The organism is Rhodoblastus acidophilus (genome assembly GCF_009720655.1).
Classification (GTDB): Bacteria; Pseudomonadota; Alphaproteobacteria; order Rhizobiales; family Beijerinckiaceae; genus Rhodoblastus; species Rhodoblastus acidophilus_A.
This window is the reverse complement of record NZ_WNKS01000020.1, coordinates 48,173-71,918: the sequence shown is the minus strand read 5'-3', so window position 1 is coordinate 71,918 and position 23,746 is coordinate 48,173. Positions and strand designations below refer to the sequence as shown.

General features: G+C 63.2%; 26 protein-coding genes and 2 pseudogenes. 16 read left to right on the top strand and 12 right to left on the bottom strand.

The window, feature by feature from the left end:
* Window positions 1-240: 240 nt before the first annotated feature.
* A pseudogene (locus GJ654_RS17235) lies at window positions 241-774 on the top strand (type I restriction endonuclease); the annotation flags it as partial.
* 192 nt (window positions 775-966) lie between these two features.
* On the opposite strand, the gene GJ654_RS17230 reads toward GJ654_RS17235, so the two are convergent.
* Window positions 967-1,296, bottom strand: a complete 330-nt coding sequence (locus tag GJ654_RS17230) for a tyrosine-type recombinase/integrase (RefSeq protein WP_319802123.1) — start codon at window positions 1,294-1,296, stop codon at window positions 967-969.
* A 178-nt stretch (window positions 1,297-1,474) separates the two neighbouring features.
* Window positions 1,475-2,272, bottom strand: coding sequence for an NAD(+)--dinitrogen-reductase ADP-D-ribosyltransferase (locus GJ654_RS17225; protein WP_155447417.1), 798 nt, complete (start codon window positions 2,270-2,272; stop codon window positions 1,475-1,477).
* 258 nt (window positions 2,273-2,530) lie between these two features.
* On the opposite strand from GJ654_RS17225, the gene GJ654_RS17220 reads away from it, so the two are divergent.
* The 3 genes from GJ654_RS17220 (at window position 2,531) to GJ654_RS17210 (ending at window position 4,923) form a co-directional block, all read left to right on the top strand.
* Complete coding sequence (locus GJ654_RS17220) at window positions 2,531-3,754, top strand: cyclin-dependent kinase inhibitor 3 family protein (RefSeq protein WP_155447416.1); 1,224 nt, start codon at window positions 2,531-2,533, stop codon at window positions 3,752-3,754.
* Window positions 3,755-3,834: 80 nt separating this feature from the next.
* Entirely contained in the window at window positions 3,835-4,494 is a 660-nt protein-coding gene (locus GJ654_RS17215) for a pyridoxamine 5'-phosphate oxidase family protein (RefSeq protein WP_155447415.1), read from the top strand.
* A gap of 3 nt (window positions 4,495-4,497) precedes the next feature.
* Window positions 4,498-4,923: a hypothetical protein gene (locus tag GJ654_RS17210; RefSeq protein WP_264586136.1), complete on the top strand. Its 426-nt coding sequence runs from the start codon at window positions 4,498-4,500 to the stop codon at window positions 4,921-4,923.
* Here GJ654_RS17210 and GJ654_RS20880 read toward each other — a convergent pair whose 3' ends face one another.
* Entirely contained in the window at window positions 4,924-5,205 is a 282-nt protein-coding gene (locus tag GJ654_RS20880; RefSeq protein WP_196305603.1) for a NifU family protein, read from the bottom strand.
* 405 nt (window positions 5,206-5,610) lie between these two features.
* Between GJ654_RS20880 and GJ654_RS17200 the strand changes: the two genes are divergently transcribed.
* The 7 genes from GJ654_RS17200 (at window position 5,611) to GJ654_RS17170 (ending at window position 13,414) form a co-directional block, all read left to right on the top strand.
* A complete protein-coding gene (locus tag GJ654_RS17200; protein ID WP_155447413.1) occupies window positions 5,611-7,233 on the top strand; it encodes a sigma-54 interaction domain-containing protein in 1,623 nt (540 codons plus the stop codon).
* A gap of 385 nt (window positions 7,234-7,618) precedes the next feature.
* Window positions 7,619-8,446 carry a nitrogenase iron protein gene (gene nifH / locus GJ654_RS17195; RefSeq protein ID WP_155447412.1) on the top strand — a complete coding sequence of 276 codons (828 nt, stop codon included), beginning with the start codon at window positions 7,619-7,621 and terminating at the stop codon, window positions 8,444-8,446.
* A gap of 98 nt (window positions 8,447-8,544) precedes the next feature.
* On the top strand, window positions 8,545-10,119 hold the full coding sequence (gene anfD, locus GJ654_RS17190; protein WP_155447411.1) for a nitrogenase iron-iron protein, alpha chain: 1,575 nt from the start codon (window positions 8,545-8,547) through the stop codon (window positions 10,117-10,119).
* 11 nt (window positions 10,120-10,130) lie between these two features.
* On the top strand, window positions 10,131-10,559 hold the full coding sequence (anfG, locus tag GJ654_RS17185) for a Fe-only nitrogenase subunit delta (protein ID WP_155447410.1): 429 nt from the start codon (window positions 10,131-10,133) through the stop codon (window positions 10,557-10,559).
* Between the two features lie 10 nt (window positions 10,560-10,569).
* Entirely contained in the window at window positions 10,570-11,958 is a 1,389-nt protein-coding gene (gene anfK, locus GJ654_RS17180) for a Fe-only nitrogenase subunit beta (RefSeq protein WP_155447409.1), read from the top strand.
* A gap of 146 nt (window positions 11,959-12,104) precedes the next feature.
* A complete protein-coding gene (gene anfO / locus GJ654_RS17175; protein WP_196305602.1) occupies window positions 12,105-12,821 on the top strand; it encodes a Fe-only nitrogenase accessory protein AnfO in 717 nt (238 codons plus the stop codon).
* Between the two features lie 5 nt (window positions 12,822-12,826).
* Window positions 12,827-13,414: a gamma-glutamylcyclotransferase gene (locus GJ654_RS17170; protein WP_155447407.1), complete on the top strand. Its 588-nt coding sequence runs from the start codon at window positions 12,827-12,829 to the stop codon at window positions 13,412-13,414.
* A gap of 222 nt (window positions 13,415-13,636) precedes the next feature.
* Here the strand turns inward: GJ654_RS17170 and GJ654_RS17165 are convergent, their stop codons facing one another.
* Both GJ654_RS17165 and GJ654_RS17160 read right to left on the bottom strand, forming a co-directional pair.
* Window positions 13,637-13,864, bottom strand: coding sequence for a hypothetical protein (locus GJ654_RS17165; protein ID WP_155447406.1), 228 nt, complete (start codon window positions 13,862-13,864; stop codon window positions 13,637-13,639).
* Entirely contained in the window at window positions 13,861-14,109 is a 249-nt protein-coding gene (locus GJ654_RS17160) for a hypothetical protein (protein ID WP_155447405.1), read from the bottom strand. Before GJ654_RS17160 ends, GJ654_RS17165 begins: the two co-directional genes overlap by 4 nt.
* Before the next feature lie 762 nt (window positions 14,110-14,871).
* Here GJ654_RS17160 and msrB point away from each other — a divergent pair.
* From msrB to GJ654_RS17135, 5 genes are all read left to right on the top strand, one after another.
* Entirely contained in the window at window positions 14,872-15,357 is a 486-nt protein-coding gene (gene msrB / locus GJ654_RS17155; RefSeq protein WP_155447404.1) for a peptide-methionine (R)-S-oxide reductase MsrB, read from the top strand.
* A 138-nt stretch (window positions 15,358-15,495) separates the two neighbouring features.
* Window positions 15,496-17,397 (top strand): alpha/beta hydrolase, encoded by a 1,902-nt coding sequence (locus GJ654_RS17150; RefSeq protein WP_155447403.1) that lies wholly within the window; start codon window positions 15,496-15,498, stop codon window positions 17,395-17,397.
* Between the two features lie 277 nt (window positions 17,398-17,674).
* Window positions 17,675-17,911, top strand: coding sequence for a pentapeptide MXKDX repeat protein (locus GJ654_RS17145; protein ID WP_155447402.1), 237 nt, complete (start codon window positions 17,675-17,677; stop codon window positions 17,909-17,911).
* A gap of 90 nt (window positions 17,912-18,001) precedes the next feature.
* The gene (locus tag GJ654_RS17140; protein WP_155447420.1) at window positions 18,002-18,874 is read left to right on the top strand and encodes a cytochrome b/b6 domain-containing protein; all 873 of its coding nucleotides are present in this window, start codon (window positions 18,002-18,004) and stop codon (window positions 18,872-18,874) included.
* On the top strand, window positions 18,846-19,643 hold the full coding sequence (locus GJ654_RS17135; RefSeq protein ID WP_155447401.1) for a molybdopterin-dependent oxidoreductase: 798 nt from the start codon (window positions 18,846-18,848) through the stop codon (window positions 19,641-19,643). Before GJ654_RS17140 ends, GJ654_RS17135 begins: the two co-directional genes overlap by 29 nt.
* An 8-nt stretch (window positions 19,644-19,651) precedes the next feature.
* Here GJ654_RS17135 and GJ654_RS17130 read toward each other — a convergent pair whose 3' ends face one another.
* The 7 genes and pseudogenes from GJ654_RS17130 to GJ654_RS17100 form a co-directional block, all read right to left on the bottom strand.
* Window positions 19,652-20,317, bottom strand: a complete 666-nt coding sequence (locus tag GJ654_RS17130) for a glutathione S-transferase N-terminal domain-containing protein (protein WP_155447400.1) — start codon at window positions 20,315-20,317, stop codon at window positions 19,652-19,654.
* A gap of 126 nt (window positions 20,318-20,443) precedes the next feature.
* A complete protein-coding gene (locus GJ654_RS17125) occupies window positions 20,444-21,163 on the bottom strand; it encodes a cytochrome c biogenesis CcdA family protein (RefSeq protein ID WP_264586137.1) in 720 nt (239 codons plus the stop codon).
* A gap of 10 nt (window positions 21,164-21,173) precedes the next feature.
* A complete protein-coding gene (locus tag GJ654_RS17120; RefSeq protein ID WP_155447399.1) occupies window positions 21,174-21,569 on the bottom strand; it encodes a thioredoxin family protein in 396 nt (131 codons plus the stop codon).
* Between the two features lie 90 nt (window positions 21,570-21,659).
* The gene (locus GJ654_RS17115) at window positions 21,660-22,277 is read right to left on the bottom strand and encodes a pyridoxamine 5'-phosphate oxidase family protein (RefSeq protein ID WP_155447398.1); all 618 of its coding nucleotides are present in this window, start codon (window positions 22,275-22,277) and stop codon (window positions 21,660-21,662) included.
* Window positions 22,278-22,287: 10 nt separating this feature from the next.
* Window positions 22,288-22,751, bottom strand: a pseudogene (locus GJ654_RS17110) (DUF1348 family protein).
* 122 nt (window positions 22,752-22,873) lie between these two features.
* Window positions 22,874-23,101 carry a hypothetical protein gene (locus tag GJ654_RS17105; protein WP_155447397.1) on the bottom strand — a complete coding sequence of 76 codons (228 nt, stop codon included), beginning with the start codon at window positions 23,099-23,101 and terminating at the stop codon, window positions 22,874-22,876.
* Window positions 23,102-23,155: 54 nt separating this feature from the next.
* Window positions 23,156-23,707: a carboxymuconolactone decarboxylase family protein gene (locus GJ654_RS17100; protein WP_155447396.1), complete on the bottom strand. Its 552-nt coding sequence runs from the start codon at window positions 23,705-23,707 to the stop codon at window positions 23,156-23,158.
* Between the last annotated feature and the right edge of the window lie 39 nt (window positions 23,708-23,746).

The window sequence follows — 23,746 nt, the reverse complement described above, 5'->3', positions numbered from 1 at the left end:
AGCTCGTCGACCAACCGTGGCGCATCATGTCCATCGGACTCCGCGATTGGGCGCATGGGTTCTGATCAGCGAGACTTGGTATGAGCCTTTCGCTCGCGTTTGCCTTGCCCTATCGGCAATAATCAGCATGATCGAAACGAATCGTTGCGTGGTGGGCTCAACTGCTCCCGAATTGTTTCTCTGTGATCGCTAAATTGGCCTGATTGTCTGATGGACAAATAATCCCTTTCCGAGCGCGACATCTGCACCAAGTTCATCACGCCCGCCCTACGCCAATCCGGCTGGGACGAAATCGCCCAAATCCGCGAAGAAGTCAGCTTCACCAAGGGCCGCATCATCGTGCGCGGCAAGCTCGTCACGCGTGGCAAAGCCAAGCGCGCCGATTACGTCCTCTATTACAAGCCCAACCTCCCCATCGCCCTGATTGAGGCGAAGGACAACGGCCATAGCGTCGGCGACGGGATGCAGGAGGGGCTGGAATATGCCGAGACGCTGGGCATACCCTTCGTTTTCTCCTCCAATGGCGATGGGTTCGTTTTCCATGACCGGACCGGCCTCAGCGCCGAAAAGGAAGCCGATCTCACCCTCAACGCTTTTCCGTCGCCGGCGGAACTCTGGTCGCGTTACGCCAATTGGAAAGGCCTGACAACGGAAGCCGAAAGCCTCGTCCTACAAGACTATTACGACTTCGGCGGCAAGACGGCCCGCGACTATCAGGTCAACGCGGTCCACGCCGCCATCGAGGCGATCGCCAAGGGCCAAAACCGCGTGCTTCAACCTCAGCGCGAATGGCTTGGGCGAGCTCGTGTCCATACGTGTGTTCGAGGATTTTCCAATCGTCATCCGTCAGCGCGAAGTCGGTAACGATCGCGGGGTGCTGATAAAAATTGCACAGTGGTTTCCGTCCGCGCCGCTTGAGTGCGACATGCGCGTCTTCGCCGCCAAAGCTTTTCGGGCTGATTTTTTTCACGTGGGCTTCCGCGCGCGCTTCAGTGAGACCACGTTGTTCTTCGTCTCGCCATTCATCGCCGCAGACAAGCTCGCGCCGATGGTGTTGACCGCCTTGTGCATCGGGTCGGCATCCAGATGCGCGTATCGATGTGTCGTGGCCGCCTGGCTATGGCCCAGCAGCTTCCCGATGATGGGAAGGCCGAGTGACGCGCCAGCGCCGACGGAGGCGAAGCTGTGTCGCAGGTCGTGAATGCGCGCTCCCTCAATGCCGGCGGCTTTGGTCACGGCGCTCCAAGGCTTTTTGAGATCGGCGCGCGGCGCACCTTCTTTCTCTCCCGGTATCACGTGCGGATTTCCGCCATGGAGTCGAAGATTTGCGTGCGTTTCATCAGTGCAATCTCCTCAATTGATGGTAGCGGACGCAATCGGCGACCGGCGCGCGTTGGAGCTTGAGCGCGTCGGGCGGGGCGATGGTGAGCGGCGGCGGCTGGAGCAGGGGGGCGCTGCGCCAGCCGTTCGCTCTTCAGGCCGCAGGCGGTTCGATCGTCACGGGATAGTCGCCTCCAATCAGAAGAACCTCGCGCTCGGCGCGGAACGGAAAGAAGGCGAGCAGCGCATTTGCGAAAAGGATCTTTGTCAGCGGCGCCTGAAGCGACACGACGAGCGAGCCGAAACAATCGGCGGTCGCGCGGTCGGTGGTGAAGGAGGAGAGGCTGTTCACCCGCAGGAGTTTGGTGCGCTCGCGCCGGACGATCTGCTCGGACGACCGGTCAACGCCGCGATAGAGCCGCAGGTGGGTCTGGCCGGGATGCGCGAGGTTTCGCATCGTCCACTGCACATATTCGTAGAGCAGGTCGAGTTGGGCGTAGATGGAGTTGGCGTGATAGCCGCTCGCCATATTGTCCGCGACATAGGATTGCCAGAAGGGATCCGACACCTCTGCGATCTTCTCGCGGTGATGAGCGGGCGGCAGACCGAAACGGCTGTGGACCCAGCCCTTCAAAACCGCCGCCTCGCGCGAGGAACTGTCATGCTCCCAGCCCAGGAGGAGGCGCACGAAGGACCATCGAAAACAGGGACCGCTCTTTTTCGCTTCGTCGCGCCATTGTTGCGACTCCAGGCCGAAAATCGCAGTCATGTATTTGTCGAGGGCTTCGCTCGCCTCGGCGATGTCGCTTGAAAGGCCGAGCATCTCGAACAGCGGCGCATTCATCTCGCGCACGCCGGTGATGCGCAGTTCGCTCGGCGCGACAGCGTAGTCGGCCGAGGCAAGGCGCGCGCTCGGCAGGCCGACGAGGTTGGGGCCGAAAGGCGGGCTCATGGCGGGCTTATTCGAACGTTGAACGCAAAGCCGCCGCTCCCGGCGCCCGGGGAGCCGTTGATCGCCCGCCGTTGTTTGCCGCGCGCCGCAGATTCACCATGATCATTTTCCCCTGCAAGATGGCGCTGCGCGCGCCGGCGCCACTTTCCAACACCAGAAGGACCGCGTCCACCGCGACAAGGCGCCGCGACGCCCACGGCGCCGGCTGGCCCGAGACTTGCCGGCATCGTTGCGCACGCCCGCTTTCCGAGCCGCCACATGCCGAAAATCCTTACCAGCCAGACCCATCCTCTTGAGATCGCGCATGTGCGCGCAAGCCCCGCCCAGGGACGAATCGGCATCACTTTTTGCCCCGGCAAGCACGACCGGGCCGCGCGCACCGGGGTGTGGGCGCGCGATCTCGCGACGGACATCGACGCCCTCGTCGCCTGGGGCGCGCGCCTGGTGCTCACGCTCAACGAACCCGCCGAACTCACAGCGCTCAACGTGACGAATCTCGGAACCGAGGTTTTGGCGCGCGGGCTCGATTGGCGGCATGTGCCGATCGCCGACTTTTCCACGCCCGACCCGGCGTTCGAGCGGCGCTGGCGGACGCATGGCCGGGATATTCGCATGCTTCTGCGCCGCGGTGACGATGTCGTCGTCCATTGCAAGGGCGGACTGGGGCGCGCCGGCATGATCGCCGCGCGCCTGCTCGTCGAACTCGGCGTGGACCCCGAAGGCGCCATCAAGACCGTGCGCGCCGCGCGAAAGGGCGCCATCGAGACCTCCGCGCAACTTGCGCTGGTTCGGCGGACGACGCCCGTTCCCGACATCGAGTCCATCGATGTCGAGCGTTTGCGGCGCGTCGGCCGCCGGTTGGGAAGCAATCCCGGCGGAGTCTATCAGGATGAACAGGGCCGGCGCTTCTATGTGAAGTTTCTGGAGTCGGAAGCAATGGCGCGCAACGAATATCTGGCGGCAAAATTGTTTCAGATCGTCGGCGCCCCGACGCTGACCTATGTGCGCGCCAACGATCCCACCCAGGTCGCAACGGAATTCGTCGCGCTTGAAAAGAGAAATATCGCCGAATTCGACGCGGACGAGCTGAGGCGGACGCGCCATTGGCTTGGGACGCACGCCTGGACCGCCAACTGGGACGCCGCCGGCTTCCATGGCGACAACCAGGGCGTCGTCGCGGGAGAGGTCATCACCCTCGACGTGGGCGGCGCCTTGGCGTTTCGGGCTCAGGGCGATCCCAAGGGCAAGGCGTTCGGCGTCAGCGTTGACGAACTCGACACCCTCCGGTTCGACGAAAACAATCGTTTCGCAAAACACCTCTTCGGCGCTATGAGCCCCGCCGAATTCCGAGAATCCATCGCCAGGGTGACGCGCATTCCCGACGCGGCGATCCGCAGGGTGATCGCGGAGAATGACGGCGACGGCGCTCTCGCGGACAAGATGATCGCCCGCAAGGCGGACATGGCTAAACGTCTGGAGTGAATCCGCGCGCCGCCCGCCAGACGTCTGGCTCGGTTTATGCTTTGAGTCGTGCGTCCCCTCTCCCTTCCAGGACGTTTTCCATGACTTCTCACAATGACGCCGGCGCCCCGAGCGCCAGAACCATCGTCAAGCGCTACCGCCATCTCGCCCATTACGACCGTCAGACCATCGAGGCCATTCTCGACGCCATGCCCGTCGCGCACATCGCCTATCTTCACGAGGGACAGCCGATCGTCACGCCCACGCTGCAATGGCGCGAGGGCGATCGCGTCTATTGGCACGGGGCCGCGAAAGGCCGCATGATGCAGGCCACCGAAGGCGCCGACGTCTGCCTGACGGTTTCGATTCTCGACGGCTTGGTGCTGGCGCGCTCCGCCTTCAATTTCAACGTCAATCATCGCTCGGTGATGGTGTTCGGCAATGCCGAGGCGGTCACCGACCCAAAGGAAAAGGTTCGGCTGTTGACGAGGTTGATCGACGGCTTCGCGCCGGGGCAATGGGACAAGCTGCGCCCGGCGACCGAAAGCGAGATCACGGCGACGGCCATATTGTCGATGAAAATTGACGAGGCGTCGGCGAAGGTCCGCAGCGGCCCGCCGGAGGACGACGAAGCCGATTATGCTCACCCGGTCTGGGCGGGCCTGCTGCCGATCCGCCTGAGCGTGGGCGCTCCGGAACCGGATCCGCGCAATCTCCCCGGCGTCTTTGCGCCCGACTTGTCCGGCTATTCGATCGGGTGAGCCGTGCGGATTCTGGTGTTCCAGCACCTTTGCGTCGAACATCCGGGTGCTCTCGCCGATTTCTGGCGAGAGGCCGGACATGAGATCACCACGGTCGAACTGGACGAGGGCGAGGCCATCCCGCCGCTCGATCATTTCGATCGGCTGGTCGCCATGGGCGGCCCGATGGATGTCTGGCAGGAAGCGGAACTGACCTGGTTGATCGCCGAAAAGACGGCGATCCGCCGCGTCGTCGTCGATCTCGGCCGGCCCTGCACGTCCAGGACGGTCGCGGAATGGAAGGCGATTCCTGCCTATGCCGCCAGCCTGGAAGCCGCGCTTGGGCCAGCCTCGGTCGACCTTGAAGCCGAAGCTGTGCGCCGGCTTCCGACCTTTCTGGCGGCGGCGCGGCGATTGAACGACACTCTGTTCGCCGCGCTCCGAGGCTGATCAGGCGGGCTCCGCGTCCAGCGCGGGAATGACGGACACGGGCCCGCCGCCCAACGCCCGCGAAAGCTGTTTTCGCACCCAGCCCAACGTCTCGTTCGCGGCGCCGCAGCTGGCGCAGGCGCCCGTGAGCCGCACTTTTACGCGCGGGCCGTCGATGGAAACCAGCGCGATGTCGCCGCCATCGGCCTGGAATTTTTCCCGCAATCCTTCGAGCGTCTCGGCGATCATGCGCGCGCGTTCGCTTTCGCTGACGGGTGCGGGGCCGGCTTGGTCCTGGGCCATGAAAACTCCATCACTGCGCGCCGACAGCCGACGCGTCTGGATCCGATCATCGCAAGAGCCGCGCCATCGCAACGGTTTCATAAAACGAAGGGCGGAGCCGCCGCGCGCGCGGATGGACCCGCGCGGATCGATCCGCGCGGATGAACCCGCGCGGTCAATTTCGCCGCGAATGAACCGCGGCGGTCCATTCGTACGCATCCCGCGCGCAGGCTCTGGCCAAATTTACAAAAACGTACATTGCGCCGGATCGGTAAATTCCGACGCCATGGCGCGGCGCGCGGCGCCCGAACAAAATCCTCAAAAAACCTCGCCTCATCCGCCGCGCGAAACATCGCGCGCATCTGGCCTCGCACTTGCTGAACCCTTGGTGCGGTCGGACTTTCCCGACCGAGGCGAGAAAACCCCATGCGCCTTGAAGACCGCGACGCCACGGATATCGACATCAAGACCTTCGTTGACGAATTCAGCCATTGCTTCACCGGTGAGTGCCGCGTCGGCGTGCTGCAAACCCTTTCGCAGATCAGCCGGATCATCACCGCCAGCGCCGATCTCGCGGCGTCCCTGCCGCTGATCCTCGCTGTGATGCGCCAGCAGCTCAAAATGCGGCGCGGCCTGCTCACCCTCTGCGATCGCGCCAGCGAGACCATTTTCATTCACGACAGCTTTGGGCTGTCCGAGGACGAAAAAGCGCGCGGCGGCGTGCTGCCCGGCGAGGGGGTCATCGACAAGGTGATCGCCTCGGGCAAGACCTTGATCGCGCGCAGCCGGCGCGGCGCGCGGACGCGGTTCGAGAAGGAAAGGAAGAGTCGCGCGGAAACCGCCTTCATCTGCATTCCCATCATCCACGCGCAAAAGGTTTTGGGGGCGCTCGCCGCGGAGCGCGGCTATCTCAATGCGCGGCTGCGCGCGCAGGACATCGAAATCCTCACCATGATCGCAGCGATGATCGCGCCGGCGGCCGAACTCTATCTGCTGGAAAACCTGGAGAAGGCGCGGCTGGAGCAGGAGAACCGACGCTTGCGCAACACTTTGGGCGAGCGGTTCCGGCCCGACAACATGATCGGCGCCTCCAAATCCATGCAGGACGTTTACGACCTCGTGGAAAAAGTCGCGGCGACCAAGGCGACCGTGCTCATTCTCGGCGAGAGCGGCGTGGGCAAGGAACTGGTCGCCAACGCCATGCATTTCAACAGCGCGGCGGCCGAGGGACCGTTCATCAAGTCGAACTGCGCGGCGCTGCCGGAAAGTCTCGCCGAAAGCGAATTGTTCGGCCATGAGCGCGGCGCCTTCACCGGCGCGCTGGGTCTGCGAAAGGGCAGTTTCGAACTGGCCGACGGCGGCACGATTTTTCTCGACGAGGTCGGCGAGTTGAGCCTGCCGATCCAGGCGAAACTGCTGCGCATCTTGCAGGAGCGAACGTTTGAACGCGTCGGCGGCTCCAAGTCGATCAAGATCGACGTGCGCATCATCGCCGCCACCAACCGCAACCTCGCCGAAATGGTCGAAAAGGGCCTGTTCCGCGAGGACCTCTATTATCGGCTCAACGTGTTTCCGATCACCGTGCCGCCTCTGCGCGAACGCGGCAGCGACGTCATCACGCTCGCCGATCATTTCGTCACCACTTTCGCCGCCGAGAACAACAAGCCGGTCAAGCGCATTTCGACGCCGGCGCTCAACATGCTGATGAGCTATCATTGGCCCGGCAATGTGCGCGAACTCGAAAACATCATCGAGCGCGCCGTCATCCTGTGCCAGGACGAGGTGATCCATGCCTACGAACTGCCACCGTCGTTGCAAACGTCGAAAGAGAGCGGCACGACCTTTGGCGTCAGCCTAGAATCCAAGCTGCATTCGGTCGAATATGAGATGATTGTCGAGGCCCTGAAAAACTCGTCCGGCCATATCGGCGAGGCCGCGCGCGAGCTTGGCCTCACGCGGCGCATGCTCGGCAAGCGGCTGGAGCGTTACGGCCTCAACTACAAGGCGTTTCGCGCCGCGGGCGCGACCGGCGACGAGGCTCCGGGCTGACCGAAAAAAACCTGTTTTCGCCTTCCTCAACCGCCGGCCTCGCGCCGGCGGTTTTTCTTTGCCTCGATCTGGCCCGCAAAATAGACCTTGAGGTAAATTCTTGCCGAATTTACCTCAAGGCAAATCCGACTCCCAATCCGCTGTTTCCGCAGGTTTTTACCGCTATGTAAATCTGCATTCCGATTCACAGTCGCGGTCCATCGCGGCGGCTTCAACGACGGCAAAAAGTCACAAGTTATCTTTATAAAACAAGATATTAAGCGTACGACGTCGCTCCGCAAAAGATTCTCACATTTCGGGACGATTATTTCGCCAATACTGGCACATCGGTTGCGATACAGGGTCATGCGATGGCGACGATCGCCAGGCGCGAAAGGAGTTCTCCATGACCCGCAAGGTTGCGATTTACGGCAAGGGTGGCATCGGCAAGTCCACCACCACCCAGAACACGGCGGCGGCGCTCGCCCATTTCCACAACAAGCAGATTTTCATCCACGGTTGCGACCCCAAGGCCGATTCCACCCGCCTCATCCTCGGCGGCCAGATGCAGGAAACCGTGATGGACACGCTGCGCATCCATGGCGCGGAAAAGGTCACGGTCGACAAGGTGGTGAAGACCGGTTTCAAGGACATCCGCTGCGTCGAATCCGGCGGTCCGGAGCCGGGCGTCGGCTGCGCCGGACGCGGCGTCATCACCGCCATCGACCTGATGGAGGAAAATGACGCCTATTCCGAAGATCTCGACTTCATCTTCTTCGACGTGCTCGGCGACGTGGTCTGCGGCGGCTTCGCCATGCCGATCCGCGACGGCAAGGCGCAGGAGGTCTATATCGTCGCCTCCGGCGAGATGATGGCGATCTACGCCGCCAACAACATCTGCAAGGGCCTCGTCAAATACGCCAAGCAGTCCGGCGTGCGCCTCGGCGGGATCATCTGCAACAGCCGCAACGTCGATGGCGAGAAGGAATTTTTGGAAGAATTCACAGCCGCGATCGGCACCAAGATGATCCATTTCGTGCCGCGCGACAACATCGTGCAGAAGGCGGAATTCAACAAGAAGACCGTCACGGAATTCGATCCGAACGTCAATCAGGCCAATGAATACAAGGAACTCGGCCGCAAGATCCTGGAGAACGAGGATTTTGTGATCCCGACCCCGCTCGCCATGCACGAGCTCGAAGCCATGGTTGTCAAATACGGCATCTGCGACTGACGTCGCCCAGGGAAGCTCCGGCTTCCCTTCCCCCTCTCCCCAGAACCGACCCGTGACCAGCGACCAGTGTCGCGCGCGAAAAGGAAAAAGGAGGCGTCATGCCTTATCATGAATTCGACTGTTCCAAGGTGATCCCGGAACGCAAGCAGCACGCCGTCGTCAAAGGCGAGGGCGAAGATCTCACCTCCTGCCTGCCGAAAGGCTATCTCAACACCATTCCCGGCTCGATCTCCGAGCGCGGCTGCGCCTATTGCGGCGCCAAGCACGTCATCGGCACGCCGATGAAGGACGTGATCCACATCAGCCACGGCCCCGTCGGCTGCACCTATGACACCTGGCAGACCAAGCGCTACATCTCCGACAACAACAACTTCCAGCTCAAATACACATTCGCCACCGATGTGAAGGAGAAGCACATCGTGTTCGGCGCGGAGAGCCTGCTCAAGCAGAACATCCACGAGGCCTTCGACGCCTTCCCCGAAATCAAACGCATGACCATCTACCAGACCTGCGCCACCGCGCTGATCGGCGACGACATCAACGCCATCGCCGACGAGGTGATGGCCGAGCGCCCCGACGTCGATATTTTCGTCTGCAATTCGCCGGGCTTTGCGGGACCGTCGCAATCGGGCGGCCACCACAAAATCAACATCGCCTGGCTGAACCAGAAAGTGGGCACGGTCGAGCCGGAAATCACCTCTGACTATGTCATCAATTATGTCGGCGAATACAACATCCAGGGCGACCAGGAGGTGATGGTCGATTTTTTTCGCCGCATGGGCATTCAGGTGCTCTCGACCTTCACCGGCAACGGCTCCTATGACGAATTGCGCGGCATGCACCGCGCCCATCTCAACGTGCTGGAATGCGCCCGTTCCGCCGAATATATCTGCGACGAATTGCGCGTCCGCTACGGCATCCCGCGCCTCGACATTGACGGGTTCGGCTTCAAGGCGCTCGGCGATTCCTTGCTAAAAGTCGGCTTGTTCTTCGGCATCGAGGACCGCGCCGAAGCGATCATCGCCGAGGAAACCGCGCGCTGGAAGCCGGAACTCGACTGGTACGCCGCGCGCCTCAAGGGCAAGCGCGTCTGCCTGTGGCCGGGCGGCTCGAAACTGTGGCACTGGGCAAACGCTATCCAAGAGGAGATGGGCGTTCAGGTCGTCTCAGTCTACACCAAGTTCGGCCACCAGGGCGACATGGAAAAGGGCATCGCGCGGGCCGGCGTCGGCACGCTCGCCATTGATGATCCCAACGAACTCGAAAACCAGGAAGCGCTGCTCAAGCTGAAGCCCGACGTGATCTTCACCGGCAAGCGCCCCGGCGAGGTCGCCAAGAAAATGCGCGTGCCCTACCTCAACGCCCACGCCTATCACAACGGCCCCTACAAGGGTTTCGAGGGCTGGGTGCGCTTCGCCCGCGACATCTACAACGCTGTCTATTCGCCGATGCACCAGCTCTCGGGCGTCGACATTTCCAAGGACGATTACGCGACCGACAAGGGCTTTGTCACGCGCCGCATGCTCTCCGACGCCAGCCTGCCCGAAGCCGAGCGCGCCTCGCCGCTGACCGGCTACACCGGCGCGTTCGATCCCATCGCCGCCCTGCGCGCCAAGACCGACGCGGACTATCCGCAGTTCGAGCGCAAGACGTCATCCCAAGCCGCCGAGTGAGGAGTTTTGAAATGGCCGGTTTCAAGAAGGAAAAACCCGCCGCGCGGGCGAATTATCCAAAGCTCCACGCCTCCGATCCGCTCGCCGGGTTCGATGCGGCGACGCGCGAAAAAGTCTCCCTGATGGAGGACTACATCATGAAGAACTGCCTGTGGCAGTTCAACTCGCGCGGCTGGGACCGTCGCAAGCAGAACGAGGGCATTTTGGGCAAGACCGCGCAATTGCTCGTCGGCGAAGACGTGCAGAACGAGACGCCGCTGGACAAGTGCTACTGGGTCGACGCGGTCCTGCTCTCCCGCGCCTTCCGCGAACGCTGCGCCTGGCTTGCCGGCATGGGCAAGGACGAGGTCCAGGCGCTGATGAAAATCCTGCACGCGCGCATCGACTGGCTCACCATCGACGGCTCTTTGAACGAAGAGCTGACCGTCCAGAACTATTGAGGATCACGCCATGAACTGCGAAGTCAAAGTCAAGGACCGGATTGGCACGATCAATCCCATCTTCACCTGCCAGCCCGCCGGCGCGCAATATGTGTCGATCGGCGTCAAGGACTGCATCGGCCTGGTCCACGGCGGACAGGGTTGCGTGATGTTCGTCCGCTTGCTGATCTCCCAGCATCTCAAGGAGAGCTTTGAGATCGCCTCGTCCTCGCTGCATGAGGACGGCGCGGTGTTCGGCGCCTGCGGGCGCGTCGAGGAGGGCGTGGACGTGCTGCTGGCGCGCTATCCCCACCTCAAGGTGATCCCGATCATCACCACCTGTTCGACCGAAGTGATCGGCGACGACGTCGACGGCGTCATCACCAAGTTGGAAGAAGGTCTTCTCGCGGAAAAATATCCTGACCGCGAAGTGCATCTTCTGGCGATCCACACGCCGTCTTTCGTGGGATCAATGGTCTCGGGCTATGATGTCGCCGTGCGCGATTTCGTGAAAAAGTTCGCGCGGAAGGGACCGTCAAACGGCAAGATCAATTTCATCACCGGCTGGGTCAATCCCGGCGACGTCACCGAGCTGAAGTCGCTGCTCAAGGAGATGGACATCGACGCCACCGTGCTGTTCGAGATCGAAAGTTTCGACTCGCCGATCATGCCCGACGGCAGCGAAGTCTCGCACGGCAACACCACCATCGAGGATCTGGTGTCCACCGGTTCCGCCACCCACACGTTTGTCCTCAACCGCTACGAAGGCGGCAAGGCCGGGCAGTTTCTGGAGAAGAAGTTTAAAATCCCCTCGGTGATCGGCCCCACGCCGATCGGCATCCGCAACACCGATGCGCTCTTGAAAAAACTGTCGGAAGCGACGGGCAAGCCGATCCCGGACTCGCTGGTGCGCAAGCGCGGAATCGCGCTCGACGCCATCACCGATCTCGCCCACATGTTCCTCGCCGACAAGAAGGTGGCGATTTACGGCAACGCCGATCTGGTGATCGGCCTCGCCGAATTCTGCCTCGACCTGGAGATGAAGCCGCAACTGCTGCTGCTCGGCGACGACAATTCGGCCTACGTCAACGACCCCCGCGTCAAGGCGTTGCAGGAGTATGTCGACTACCCCATGGAAATCGTCACCAACGCCGATTTCTGGGATCTGGAAGACCGCATCAAGAACAAGGGCCTCGAACTCGATCTGATCCTCGGCCATTCCAAGGGCCGGTTCGTCTCGATCGACTACGACATTCCCATGGTGCGCGTCGGCTTCCCCACCTACGACCGCGCCGGGCTCTACCGCTATCCCGTGGTCGGCTACGGCGGCGCCACCTGGCTGGTCGAGCAAATGGCGAACGCCCTCTTCACCGACATGGAGCACAAGAAGCGCAAGGAATGGCTGCTCAACGTGTGGTGAACCCAAGCACGTCATGCCCGGCCTTGCGCCGGGCGTCCACGCCGGACCGCGAGGGACAATTCCGCACCCGTTCGCGTTGCGGCTCCGCGTGGATGGCCGGGACAAGCCCGGCCATGACGGACTCGCAACAGCGAAGGAGAACCGTCATGAAAATCATCGTCCATGTCGATGCGCGCGACGAGATCGCCGATGTCAAGACGCCGGGAACCCTGCGCCTTTACGAGAAAACGTCGGGCGACTGGCGCGTCGTCGATGAAGCCGCCTTCGCCATTTCCGAAAACGCCAATCTCGCCGCGATCCAGAAATTTTTGCGCGGCATTGTCGAGCGGTTCGGCGCCGGCCACGCCTTCGTCTCCGGCAACAATCGGGGCCTGGTCTACTCGCTGTTGCAGGAGGCGGGCTTTCGCGTCTGGAAGGCGCGCGGACCGCTCGCCGCGCTCGATCTCGACGCTTTTTCCGAGCGGGATGCGGAACTGGCGAGCGCCCGCGAGGCGGAAACGCGGGAGCGCGCCTTCGCCGCGTTGTTCTGCTCGCCCGGCGGATGTAGCGCCGGCGAGGGCGGACCGTCCCGAAATCGCCGCACGCCCGAAGCCGTCGACGCCGTGCACACGCTGGCGGAATCGCTTCCCGAAGGGCGGTTGCGCATCGACCTTGACGCCGTGTTCGCCCGCTATCGCGAGGCCAATTCGGTGGACGTGCTGGAGCCGATCCTGGAGGCGCGCCGTTTCAACACACTGGAAATTTTCTGTGATCACCTGCCGCGCTGGTTCGCCGCCAAAATCGCGGCGCTGGGTCTCGCGGCGGAGGTTTCGCCGCGCGGCGCCGGCGTGCGCGCCCTCGTCTTCGCAAACGCGAAAGGGTGAATCTCATGGCTGACATCAAGGACGTCGGCGTCGATCTCGCCAGCGGCGAAGACGTGATCTTCTTCGCCTATGGCGGCGCGATGGACGAGGCGCAAATCTCCGGGCGCTGCGGCGAGACGCCTGAAAAAATCGCGGTCGCGCGCCTCGCCGATTACGCGCTGGCCTTCAACGGCTGCGACGAACGCTGGGATGGCGGCGACGAGACGATTTTGCGCTCAAGCGGCGCCGAGGTCTGGGGCGTGGTCTGGAAAATTCCGGCCAAGGCCTTCGACCGTCTCGACGCCTGGCAGGGGGTGAGGCTCGACGGAACCGGCGCCTATTTTCATTCGCCCGTCACGGTGACGACGACCGATGGCGAAGTGATTTTTGCGCTGGCCTATCGCAAGACCGATCTCGGCGTGAAAAACCCGCCCAGCGCGCCCAATCTCGTCCGCATCGTCCAGGCCGCGCGCGCGCATGGTCTGCCCGAGTCTTACGTCGCCGAACTGGAAGCGCAGCCGAGCGTAGCGCAGGAAGGCCCCGTGCCGCGCGCCGCCCGCGCCGACCGATTCCTCAGCTCAGCGCCCGACCTCGGTCATTTCTGCGCTTGCTGAGGGTAGGGCGATCAGGTTGTTGCGTGGGTTAAACAGGCGACGCGCTTGATGTCCTGCGCTGTGGCGCGTTGCCGGAAACAATCCCAACCGGGCCAGTCAAAGCGCGTGCCGTCGGGTAGGCCGGAGTCGCCGCTCGCCGCGAGCGAATTGGCTGTTCCTGCGCGCCGAATGGGCGAGGCCCGCGACATTCGCCCAGAACATTGCTCAAAACCTTGTCGCCAATCAGGCGAATCTGGCGCAGCCAGTCGAAGCGCGAAACGCCCCCGCGCCCATGGGCGCGCAGCCCTTCAGTCGGGCGCCGCCCCGCAGATGAATCGTGAGCAAGGGGTCGGCGAGATCATCGCGCATTCCCATGCGCAGGGGCGACGGACAGCCGCCCAAAAAATCCGAGCCGCGCGCGGTCGCGCGCGGCGAAGGGGCGGCGAAGGGAATGAAAGAGATCGTCTTCATGCGCTTTCCTGCGCCGCCACCAGCATCAGGTTCGGCGTGTTGCGCACGGCGCGCAGATCGGCGACGCGATCCTGCATGGCGCTGACCAGATGTTCGACCCCGCGATCCAGCGTGTCTGGACGCAGGCCCGCCGCGGTCAAGGCATCCACGGCGCTTTCCACGAGCATGAAGGCGATGGCCTCGGAGCCGCAGCCTTCGAGGCGCATGGCGGCGACACAGGTGTTGAGAAGGGTTTCCGCACGCATGATGGTCTCCTGTTGTGATGGGATCGATGACGATCCTCTCATGGAAACGGCTCATGCCGCGTCGGACGCTTGTGCGTCGGTCGAAAATGTCAGCGCTGGGGTAGGGCGCCGGCGTCTTCGCGAAGCTGAATATAGAGAACAGAGCGGGCGGAGTCTCCAGGCGCCGCGTCGGAGTCGATCGCCTCCGCGGGGGCGTTGCGGGCGCGCGACGAAAACGCGCGCCCGCAATTCCGCCGCGAAATCGACGATCGATCGACGACCATCGAGACGACGTGAACCGCGACGCCCGGACGCAACCAATTGGCCGCGCCAACGGGCGCGGGGTCGGGCGTTGAGATGCAGCGAGACAGTTCAGGCATGGGAGTCCACAATATGTAAGTTTGTTGAAGCAAAAGGCGGGCCAGATGCGATTGGCCGGTGATCGGCCCCAATCAGCGCGCAAAACAGGCAAAACGTGCGTTTGTGAACAGTGTCGGGGCTAAATTCACCTTGGAGGGAAATTCCGCTGAGGCGTGTGCAAATGAAGCGGCTCGCGCCGGATGGTCTGGATCGTCTCCAAGGCGTTCAGACCTCTTGGGTCATGAACTCATAAACCGGATTCGACTTCCTCAGTCGCGGCCGGCGGGGGCGGGTAGCCGTGATCGCGGGAACAATGTTGCGCGCCGATCAGCTGTTCGGTCTTGGCGCAGGGCGCCGGCGTGTAACAACCCGGCGCCGCGCGCGTATCGCATGGGTTGATTGCACGACGCCGGGAGACTTGTCATGACCACCAGACGCGCGCTTGTCCGAGGCGCATTCACCATTCTCACCGCGCTGGGCTTTGTCCGCGGCACGCGCGCGGCGCCAAGCGGCAGGTTCGATTTCGCGCTCGACGACGCCGAATGGCGCCGCCGCCTGACGGCGGCTCAATATGACGTCTTGCGCCGGGAGGGCACGGAGCGCGCCTTCACCAGCCCATTGTTGCATGAGAAACGTCGAGGGCTGTTCGCCTGCGCAGGCTGCGGGCGCGACCTCTTCTCATCGGACACGAAATTCGACAGTGGGACGGGATGGCCGAGCTTCTGGGCGTCGTTGGACAAAGCCGTGGGAACAGAGAAAGCTCGCAGTTTCGGCATGGTTCGCAGCGCGGCCCATTGCGCGCGATGCGGCGGTCATCTCGGCCATGTCTTCGATGACGGGCCGAAGCCGACCGGCCTGCGCTATTGCATGAACGGCGTCGCGCTGGCGTTCAAGCCCGCGACGCCGTGAGAGCCGTGAGAGCCGTGAGAGCCGTGATGACGCGCGCTTCATACGGCGTCACGCCCCCGCGGCGTGGCGTGATGGTTGTCTCGAACATGTTGACCGGACCGGGCGTCAACGCCCGGCGATGACGTGAGGACCAAAACGATGCTTCGTCAGAGCTTTCTTGTCGCGCTGCTTTGCTTGTCCTCTGGCGCTGTCGCGGGCGATGTCCGCATCGCCATCCCCAAATCCTACCTCGAGGACGCCTTTCTCAAATCGCTGCGCGCGTCGAAGGCGCTTTCCGAAATCGGCGTGATCATTGCTCCGCTGCCGAAGGACGACTCGAACGGCGCCCTGGCTGCGGTCATGTCCGGCGCCGCTGAACTCGGCGTGTTCACGCTCGCCGAAAGAGACCAGCACGCACTTGAAAAAGCAGGCCCCGAAGCGTCGCTGCTGACCCGGCCTTTCCTGTTCAAATCGGCGAAGGAAGTGTCGCTGATGCAGAACTCGTTCCTGGGTGAGGCCGCCATGGCCGACGCCAGCCGCACCGGGCTCTTTCCGCTAAAACTTTGGAATCACAGCGTCACCTATCTGCTGACCAAGACCCCCGTTCGGACGGAAGCGGACCTGCAAACTCTGACGCTCGCCGCCAACGCGGCCGCACCCGGGTTCACGTCGTTGTCGTCGCTGGGCGCATCGATGGCCGGTGTTTCACCCCATGACGCCATGAGTTCGTCGATGGGCGGAAAGGTCGGAGGCTTTGAGACCTCGCTGGACAGAGCCACGCAAGCCTTCGCCGACCGCTACGACGGCAAGCTTTTTCTGACGACAGCCTGGCCGCAGACTGGCGTTCTGGCGGCGGCGCCAAACTACTGGCGGGACCGCAGCGAAGCGGAAAAGAACGCCTGGAAGAGCGCCTTGGCGACGGCGGCGATCGCGGCCGAGGCGGAAATTGCCGCGCGCGAGGAGGCGATCCGCAAGCATCCCAACATTGAGCCGACCGTCCTGGACTCCGCCGCGCAGATGCGGCTGGCGACTCGCGCAGCAGGCGGCGATGCTTCGCGACTTGACGGCGAAATGCGTTTGTGGGGCAAGGCCGAGGCGGAGGTCCACCGGGCTCCCGAAGCCGTTCCCGTGATTCAGCCGCCCCCGCACAAACACGCCCATTCCCCGGTATTTTTCGTGACGGATCGCAATGACGAGCAGACGCTGGACTATGCGATGCGGTTTGGCTCACGCCGGCTCGCGCCCGGTGATCCGACCTGCGGGTTTCTCGGCGCACCCGACCAATCGCGTGGCGACCCGCCGCTGCCCGAGGCGCCCGAAACCTTGACCAAGGGCGAACAGGCCTGCGTCCGCCTGATCGTCGACAAGGTCAGGGTAAGCGGCGTTTCGAAAATCCTGTTCGTCCTGCACGGCTTCAACACATCGTTCGAATTCTTCGCGAACCGCATCCTGACTCTGGGGCGCGATCTCGACTATGCCGGCGCCATTGTCGGCTGGAGCTGGCCCTCGGAGGGATCGGCGTTCGGCTACGCCTATGACGAGGATTCCAGCGGTTGGAGCCAACCGCATTTCGCCGATTTCGTGCGCGCTTTCGCCGAAGCCGCGCCGGACATCCAACTGGATTTCGTCGCGCACAGCATGGGCAATCGCATCCTGCTGCAAACGCTGCGCGAGTATGGCCAGTACCGCGCCAATCTGCGCATCGGCGCCGCCGTCTTTGCCGCGCCCGATGTCGCGCAGGACATTTTTGTCGAACAAACGCAGCGCGCTCGGGATATCGCGACTTTCCGCACGCTCTACGCGTCGGAGTACGATCACGCCATCCTGATTTCCGAGAGCTATCACAAAGCCCCGCGCGCCGGCAGCGGCGGCGCCAACACACTGGTGATGCAGGGCGTGGAATCCGTGGACGCCCGCCTCAGCGGCCATTCCTATCTGTTCGACGAAGCCAAGGCCATGAAGGATTTCAAGCAGATCCTGAACGAGGCCTCGGCGGCGGCGGCGCGCGGTCTGGAGGCGCGCGCCAAGGGCGCCCAGACCTACTGGATCATCGAGCCATGAACGCGTGAATTGCCGAGGCGCGCAATCGCCTTCCGGAAATCGAGAGGGGAACTCCCGATATCGAGGACTGACTGCGAATGATTGGAGCGGGTAGCTTTCGTCATCGGCCTTCGCCGAACCTGTCGTCAAACTGAAATATTTCGTTGCGCCGCGTAACAAGACCACACCGCGCTTCGTAGTATCGATGAAAGAAAAACTTCTTTCAAACGTTTCGAAAGCTGGCGGCCCATGACGGGCCGCCAGGAATCGCCTACGCCTCACTTCAGGAGCAACAGTCATGAACGTCAAGACCACCAGCGCCGCCGCTTTCGCTTTCCTTGCCCTGTTCGCTTTCGCCGGCGCCGCCTCCGCCGAGGACAAGATGGGCGCCGACGGCATGAAGGCCGACGCCATGCACGGCGACGCCATGAAGACCGAGCCGAAGAAGGGCGGCGCGATGAAGGGTGACACGATGAAGCCGGACGCGATGCATGGCGATGCGATGAAGCCCGACGCCATGAAGGGCGGCAAGTAATCCAGATCAAGTCATCCAGATCAAGCCTGTCCGGCCTTACGCCGGGCGGGCGGCAGCCAGAAGAGGAGCCATGCGATGACGATCCTTCCGATGGCCGGAGTTGATTTACCGGCGCCTGCCGGCCGACGAAAGGTTCATCGCCACGCTCTGGCGACCCGCATCACCCATTGGCTCAACGCGCTTTGCGTGACGGTGCTGCTGATGAGCGGCTTGCAGATTTTTCTCGCGCATCCCGCGCTCTACTGGGGCGCATCCGGCGCCGACGCCGACCGCCCGGCTTTTGAAATCGGCGCGGAGACCGTCACGGTTGGAGTGCAACGCGGCTATGTCCGTCTCGGCTCTGCGACCCTCGACACCACCGGCGCGCTCGGCCTCGTGCCCGGCGCCGATGGCGACCTGACCGAACGCGCCTTTCCGCGATGGGCGACCATTCCCGGCTGGCGCAGCCTCGCGCTCGGACGGCGCTGGCACTTCTTTTTCGCCTGGCTGTTCGTCGCTAACCTCTCCGCCTATTACCTGTTCGGCCTCATCAACAAACATCTGAGGCGCGACCTCGCGCCGACGCGCGCCCAATTGCGCCCGCGCGCTATTTTGGAGGACATCGTCGATCACCTGCGCCTGAAATTCCCCAAGGGCGAGGCGGCGCTGCATTACAATCCGCTGCAAAAACTGGCCTATCTCAGCGTGATCGTGGGCCTGCTGCCGACCATGATCCTGACGGGACTCACGATGTCGCCGGGGATGGACGCCATTGCGCCCTGGCTGGTCGATCTGTTCGGCGGCCGGCAGTCCGCGCGCACGGTGCATTTCATCGCCGCCAGCGCGCTGCTGCTGTTTGTGGTCGTCCATCTCGTGATGGTCGTGCTGGCGGGGCCGATCAACGGCGTGCGCGCCATGATCACCGGCAAACTTGCGATTTCAGAGGGAAACGATCATGAGCCGCATTCTGCTCCCCAAAAATAGCCCGCTGGGCCGCCGCAAGTTTCTCGGCCTGGGCGTGGCCGGCCTCGGCGCCGGTTTGCTCAGCGGCTGTGACCGACTCTCGGAAGCGCCAAAGTTCATTGATATGCTCGGCTCGGCCGAAAGCCTGACCTATCGCATCCAGCGTTTTCTAGGCGGCGGAAGCGCGCTCGCCCGCGAGTTCTCCGAGGCCGATCTGTCGCCGGTCTTCAAGGTCAATGGCACGCAGGCGCCGGATACCCCCGAATATGCCGCTTTGCAGGAGTCCGGTTTCGCCAACTGGCGGCTGCGCATCGACGGGCTGGTGACAAAACCGCTCGATCTGTCACTGGCCGATCTGCGCGCCATGCCGCAGAGAACCCAGATCACCCGTCACGATTGCGTCGAGGGCTGGAGCGCCATTGGCAAATGGCAGGGACCGACGCTGGCCGACCTTTTGCGACGCGCCGGGCTTCAGCCGACAGCGCGTTTCGCGGTGTTTCATTGCGCCGATTTTTATGAGCGCGCGGCCGATGGAACCGGCCAATATTACGAAAGCATCGACCTCATCGACGCCTTTCATCCCCAAACCATTCTCGCCCACCGTCTCAACGACGAGGCGCTCTCGGTCGGCCATGGCGCGCCGCTGCGGCTGCGGGTCGAGCGGCAACTCGGCTACAAGCAGGCCAAATACGTGATGCGCATCGAACTGACCGACCGGCTCGATCATCTTGGCCTCGGCAAGGGCGGCTTCTGGCCCGACCGAGGCTATGAATGGTATGCGGGAATTTGATGCCCCGATCATCCCGCGTACCCGCTTTTCAAAGCCAGGAACGCGGTCAAGGCCGCCGCGCGGTCGGCCATCGTCGCCCGGACATGCGGACGCTCGGCGAGAAGGGTCAGATGGGCGGCGGCGCCAGGCAGATGCGCCGCCAAAAAGTCCTCGCCGTAAATTTTCAGGCTCGCCTGCCGGACGAAATCAAGGTGAAAAAATGCGGCGCAATCGGCGGCGGTGAAGTCGGCGCCGCAAATGAAGGGCGAGAACCGGGCGAGCCGCGACAAGGCCTGCAGGCCCGCCGCCAGTTTGGCGCGCACCTCGCTCTTGGTTTCATCGGAAACGACGCCGCCAAAGAACGCTTCGCGATAGAGGCGTCGCACCACCCATTCGACATTGAGTTCGAGATGCTGCAACAGTTCCCGACATTTCGCCCGGGCGAAGGGCGAGGCGGGGTAGAGCGGTTTTTCGCGAAATTCATCTTCAAGATATTCGAGAATGGCCTGCGTCTCCGACAGGCCGCCCTGCGCGGTCTCGATGAAGGGTATTCGGCCCAGCGGCGATGCGTTCTGAAAGCCTTCGCGCTGCCAGGGATAGACCAGCTTTTCCTTGAAAGGGACGCCCTTTTCCAACAGTAAGAGCTTGAGCTTGTTGTAGTAATTGCTGACGCCGAAACCGCATAAAACGATCATGGCAAGGGTCCAATCAAATTTCAATCAAGACGCCAAGCGGGGCGCGCGCCGTCAATAGACAGGTAAATCATGACAACGGCTAATGCTTTCTCGACGTTGCGACGAAAAACATGACGGCGGCATACATCAAAATCTTGATGTCAAAGCTGTCAGCCACAGCGGCGAACTCTCGACGAGCCGCGTCTCCACCGCCTTGTCGAGTCCGGACAAGATGAGGATGCCGATCAGAACGAAGGCGAGGCCCATCCCCTGCTTGACGCGTTTGCCGGTGGTCAGCAGCCGGTCCCGCCAATGCGACAGGCTGGCGCGGGCGAGCATGCCGAGGGCGAGCAGCGGCAGGGCGGCGCCGAGGCCGAACGCCGCCATGGTCAGCGCGGCCTCGCCGAGATTGGTCCCGCGCGCTGCGAGCAGCGAGGCCGCGCCGAGCGTCGGGCCGACGCATGGCGACCACACCGCGCCGAGCAGCAGTCCGACTCCGAACGGGCCGGAGGCGCCGACAAACGCCGATTGCCCGAAACGGTTCTCGACCCAGTTGCTCGCGGGCGCCAGCGCCAGCGCGGCGCGGGCCTGAAGCGCCGGCAGCGCCAGCACGAGGCCGAGGACGACCATGAGACCGGCGCCGAAGGCGCGGAAAAGACCGCCCTCGAAGCCGAATTGAAAGCCAATGGTGGCGACCAACAGGCCGATGCCGGCGAAGGACAGCGCAAGACCCGCCGCCAGCGCCGCCGGGCCGAGTCGGTGTCGCGCCGCCGCGCCGCCAATCACGACGGGGATAAGCGGCAACACGCAGGGCGAGAGGATCGACAGCGCTCCCGCCAGCGCGGCGAGGGCGATGGTCGCAATCACGCGCGCGGCCTCAGCGGGTCTTGGCGAGCAAGGCGGCGAGAGCCGCCGGCCCGGTTTCGCCGGTGGAGCGCGCTTTCTCCTGCTTGCCCTTGTAAGCGATCAGCGTGCTTTGCTGACGAACGTCCAGCGTGCGCAAAACGTCCTTGCGACTGTCGAAATCGACTTCGAACACGGTGAGATTAGCAAATTCCGGCTTGGCGAACAGTTCTCCCAGCACCTGTTTCTGCGCCTTGCAGGTCGGGCACCATGGCGCGGTGACCTCGACCAGAACGGATTTGTTGGCGGATTTGGCGGTTTCAAAAGCGGCTTGGTCGAAGGCGACGACATTGGCGGCGCGCGCCGGAGGCATCGTGACGAGGGCGGCGAGCGCGAAGGCGCCGTTCAGGATCAAGCGGCGAGCAATCATTTGGGAGACTCCTGCATTGAGGCGGGCTGGCTGAGCCATCGCATTTTCTACGTCGGCATACTGAGCCTTGTTACAGTCCGTGCGCGCAATTCACGACGCCGCGCCGCGCAAGACCGAAAGTTCCGCTTCCAGCGCGGCGATGCGGGCGTCGCGCTCCGCCAACGCCGCAGCCACATCGGCGGCGTCGATTTTTTGCGGAATGTGCTGAGGACAATTGGCGTCCCAGGCGGAGACCGTAAAGAGGATCGCCTGTGACGGTCGCGCCCGATAGTCGCGCGGCATGAGCGCCGCCATCAAGGCGTCGTCGTTTTCGATCACGCGGGCGCGGCCCCAGATTTTGATGCGGCGGCGGGTGGTGTAGTCGATCAGGAACAGATGGGCCTGATCGTTCTCGACGAGATTGCCCAGTGTGATGAATTGCCGGTTGCCGACGAAATCGACAAAGCCCAGCGTCGTCTCATCGAGCACGCGCAAAAATCCCGGCGGTCCCCCGCGATGCTGAATGTAGGGCTGGCCGACGCTGTTGGCGGTCGCGAGAAACACGCTGGTCTGGGCGGCGATAAACTCCGCCAGGTCCGGTGTGATCCGGGTCGGCCAGCCGCCCTCCGCCTCGACATGAGCATAGGCCCGGCGCGAACCCTTGCGCTCCTGCACAGCCTTGACCGAGGGTGTGAAGGCGATGTCGCAGGAAGAGGGCGGTGTATCCATAGTCGCACCTTCAGAGGTCGAGCTCGCTGAGCGAGGGATGATCGTCGGGTCGGCGTCCCAGTGGCCAATGGAACAGCCGGTCCTGTTCGGCCAGCGGCGCATCGTTGATGCTGGCGATGCGACGGCGCATCAGCCCGTTCTCGTCAAATTCCCAATTTTCATTGCCATAGGCGCGGAACCAGGCTCCCTCGCCATCACGCCATTCATAGGCGAAGCGCACGGCGATGCGGTTGCCTCGAAACCCCAGATTTCCTTGATCAGGCGATAATCCTGTTCTTTTTCCCATTTGCGGGTCAGGAACGCCTCGATCGCGTCGCGTCCTTGCAGAAACTCCACGCGATTTCGCCAGCGGCTGTCGAGCGCATAGGCCGGCGCGACACGCGCGGGATCGCGCGCGTTCCGGGCGTCCTCGGCGAGCCGGACTTTTTGCGTGGCGGTGGCGAGATCGAAGGGCGGCAGCGGCGGGCGGGTCATGAGAATGCCTTTCGAGAGAATGCGGTATCGCCGAGGACGATGACAGGGAGAGATCATCGTCCTCGGCGGCTTCGCGCGGGACGCCTCTCGCCGAGTTGGCGAGAGGCGCGGCCCCTGGTAGTTCAGCGAACGTTGCAAAATCCGAAGACCCTCGATCCCTCGCAATCGTTGGACGCGCCGCCGCCCTGATACAGGCCTTGGAAGCTGGTCGGGGCCATCGTCCGCGCGGACATGTGGCGCGCCATTCCAGCGCCGGCGTGGTGGGGACGATGGACGGTGTCGGCATTGACGCCGGAGGAGGCAAGCGCGGCGACGGTCAGGGCGACTGAGGCGAAGTGAGTGATTTTCATGATCTGCTCCTTGGTGTGCGGTTTGGGCGCGGCGGACTGCCGGCCCTTATGGGTTCAGGCGGCCTTGCCGACGGTGACGACCGGAAAGTCGATCTCCGTCGCGGCGACGGTATTGATGTAATTGGTCCAGGTGTTCAGCCCGACATGCAGGACGATTTCGATCACCTGGGCGTCGTCATAGCCGGCGAGTTTTACGGCGCGCAGGGCGTCCTCATGCACATGGCCGCGCTCGCGAACCACCTTGACCGCGAAGGCGACGGCGGCGTCGGCTTTGGGATCGTTGGAATGGCCAAGGCGATTGGCGGCGATCTCTGACTCATCGAGCCTCGCGAGGTTCTTTGCCAGATAGCTATGGGCCGAGAGGCAATAGGCGCAGCTATTGGCTTCGGCTACGGCAAGGGCGATGCGCTCGCGGGTCTGGGCGGGCAGCGTCCCCTTGGCGAGGGCGCCGGAGAGGCCGAGATAACCCTCGAGCGCCGCCGGGCTGTTGGAAACGAGCCGGAACAGGTTTGGCGCGAAGCCGAGCTGCTTGTTGACGGCTTCCAGCAAGGGCCGAGACGCGGCGGGGGCGTCGGCAATGGCGGCTGGCGTGTGAAGGCGGGACATGGGCGAAGCTCCTGATCGGGTTGGGTCGGTCCGGGGAGG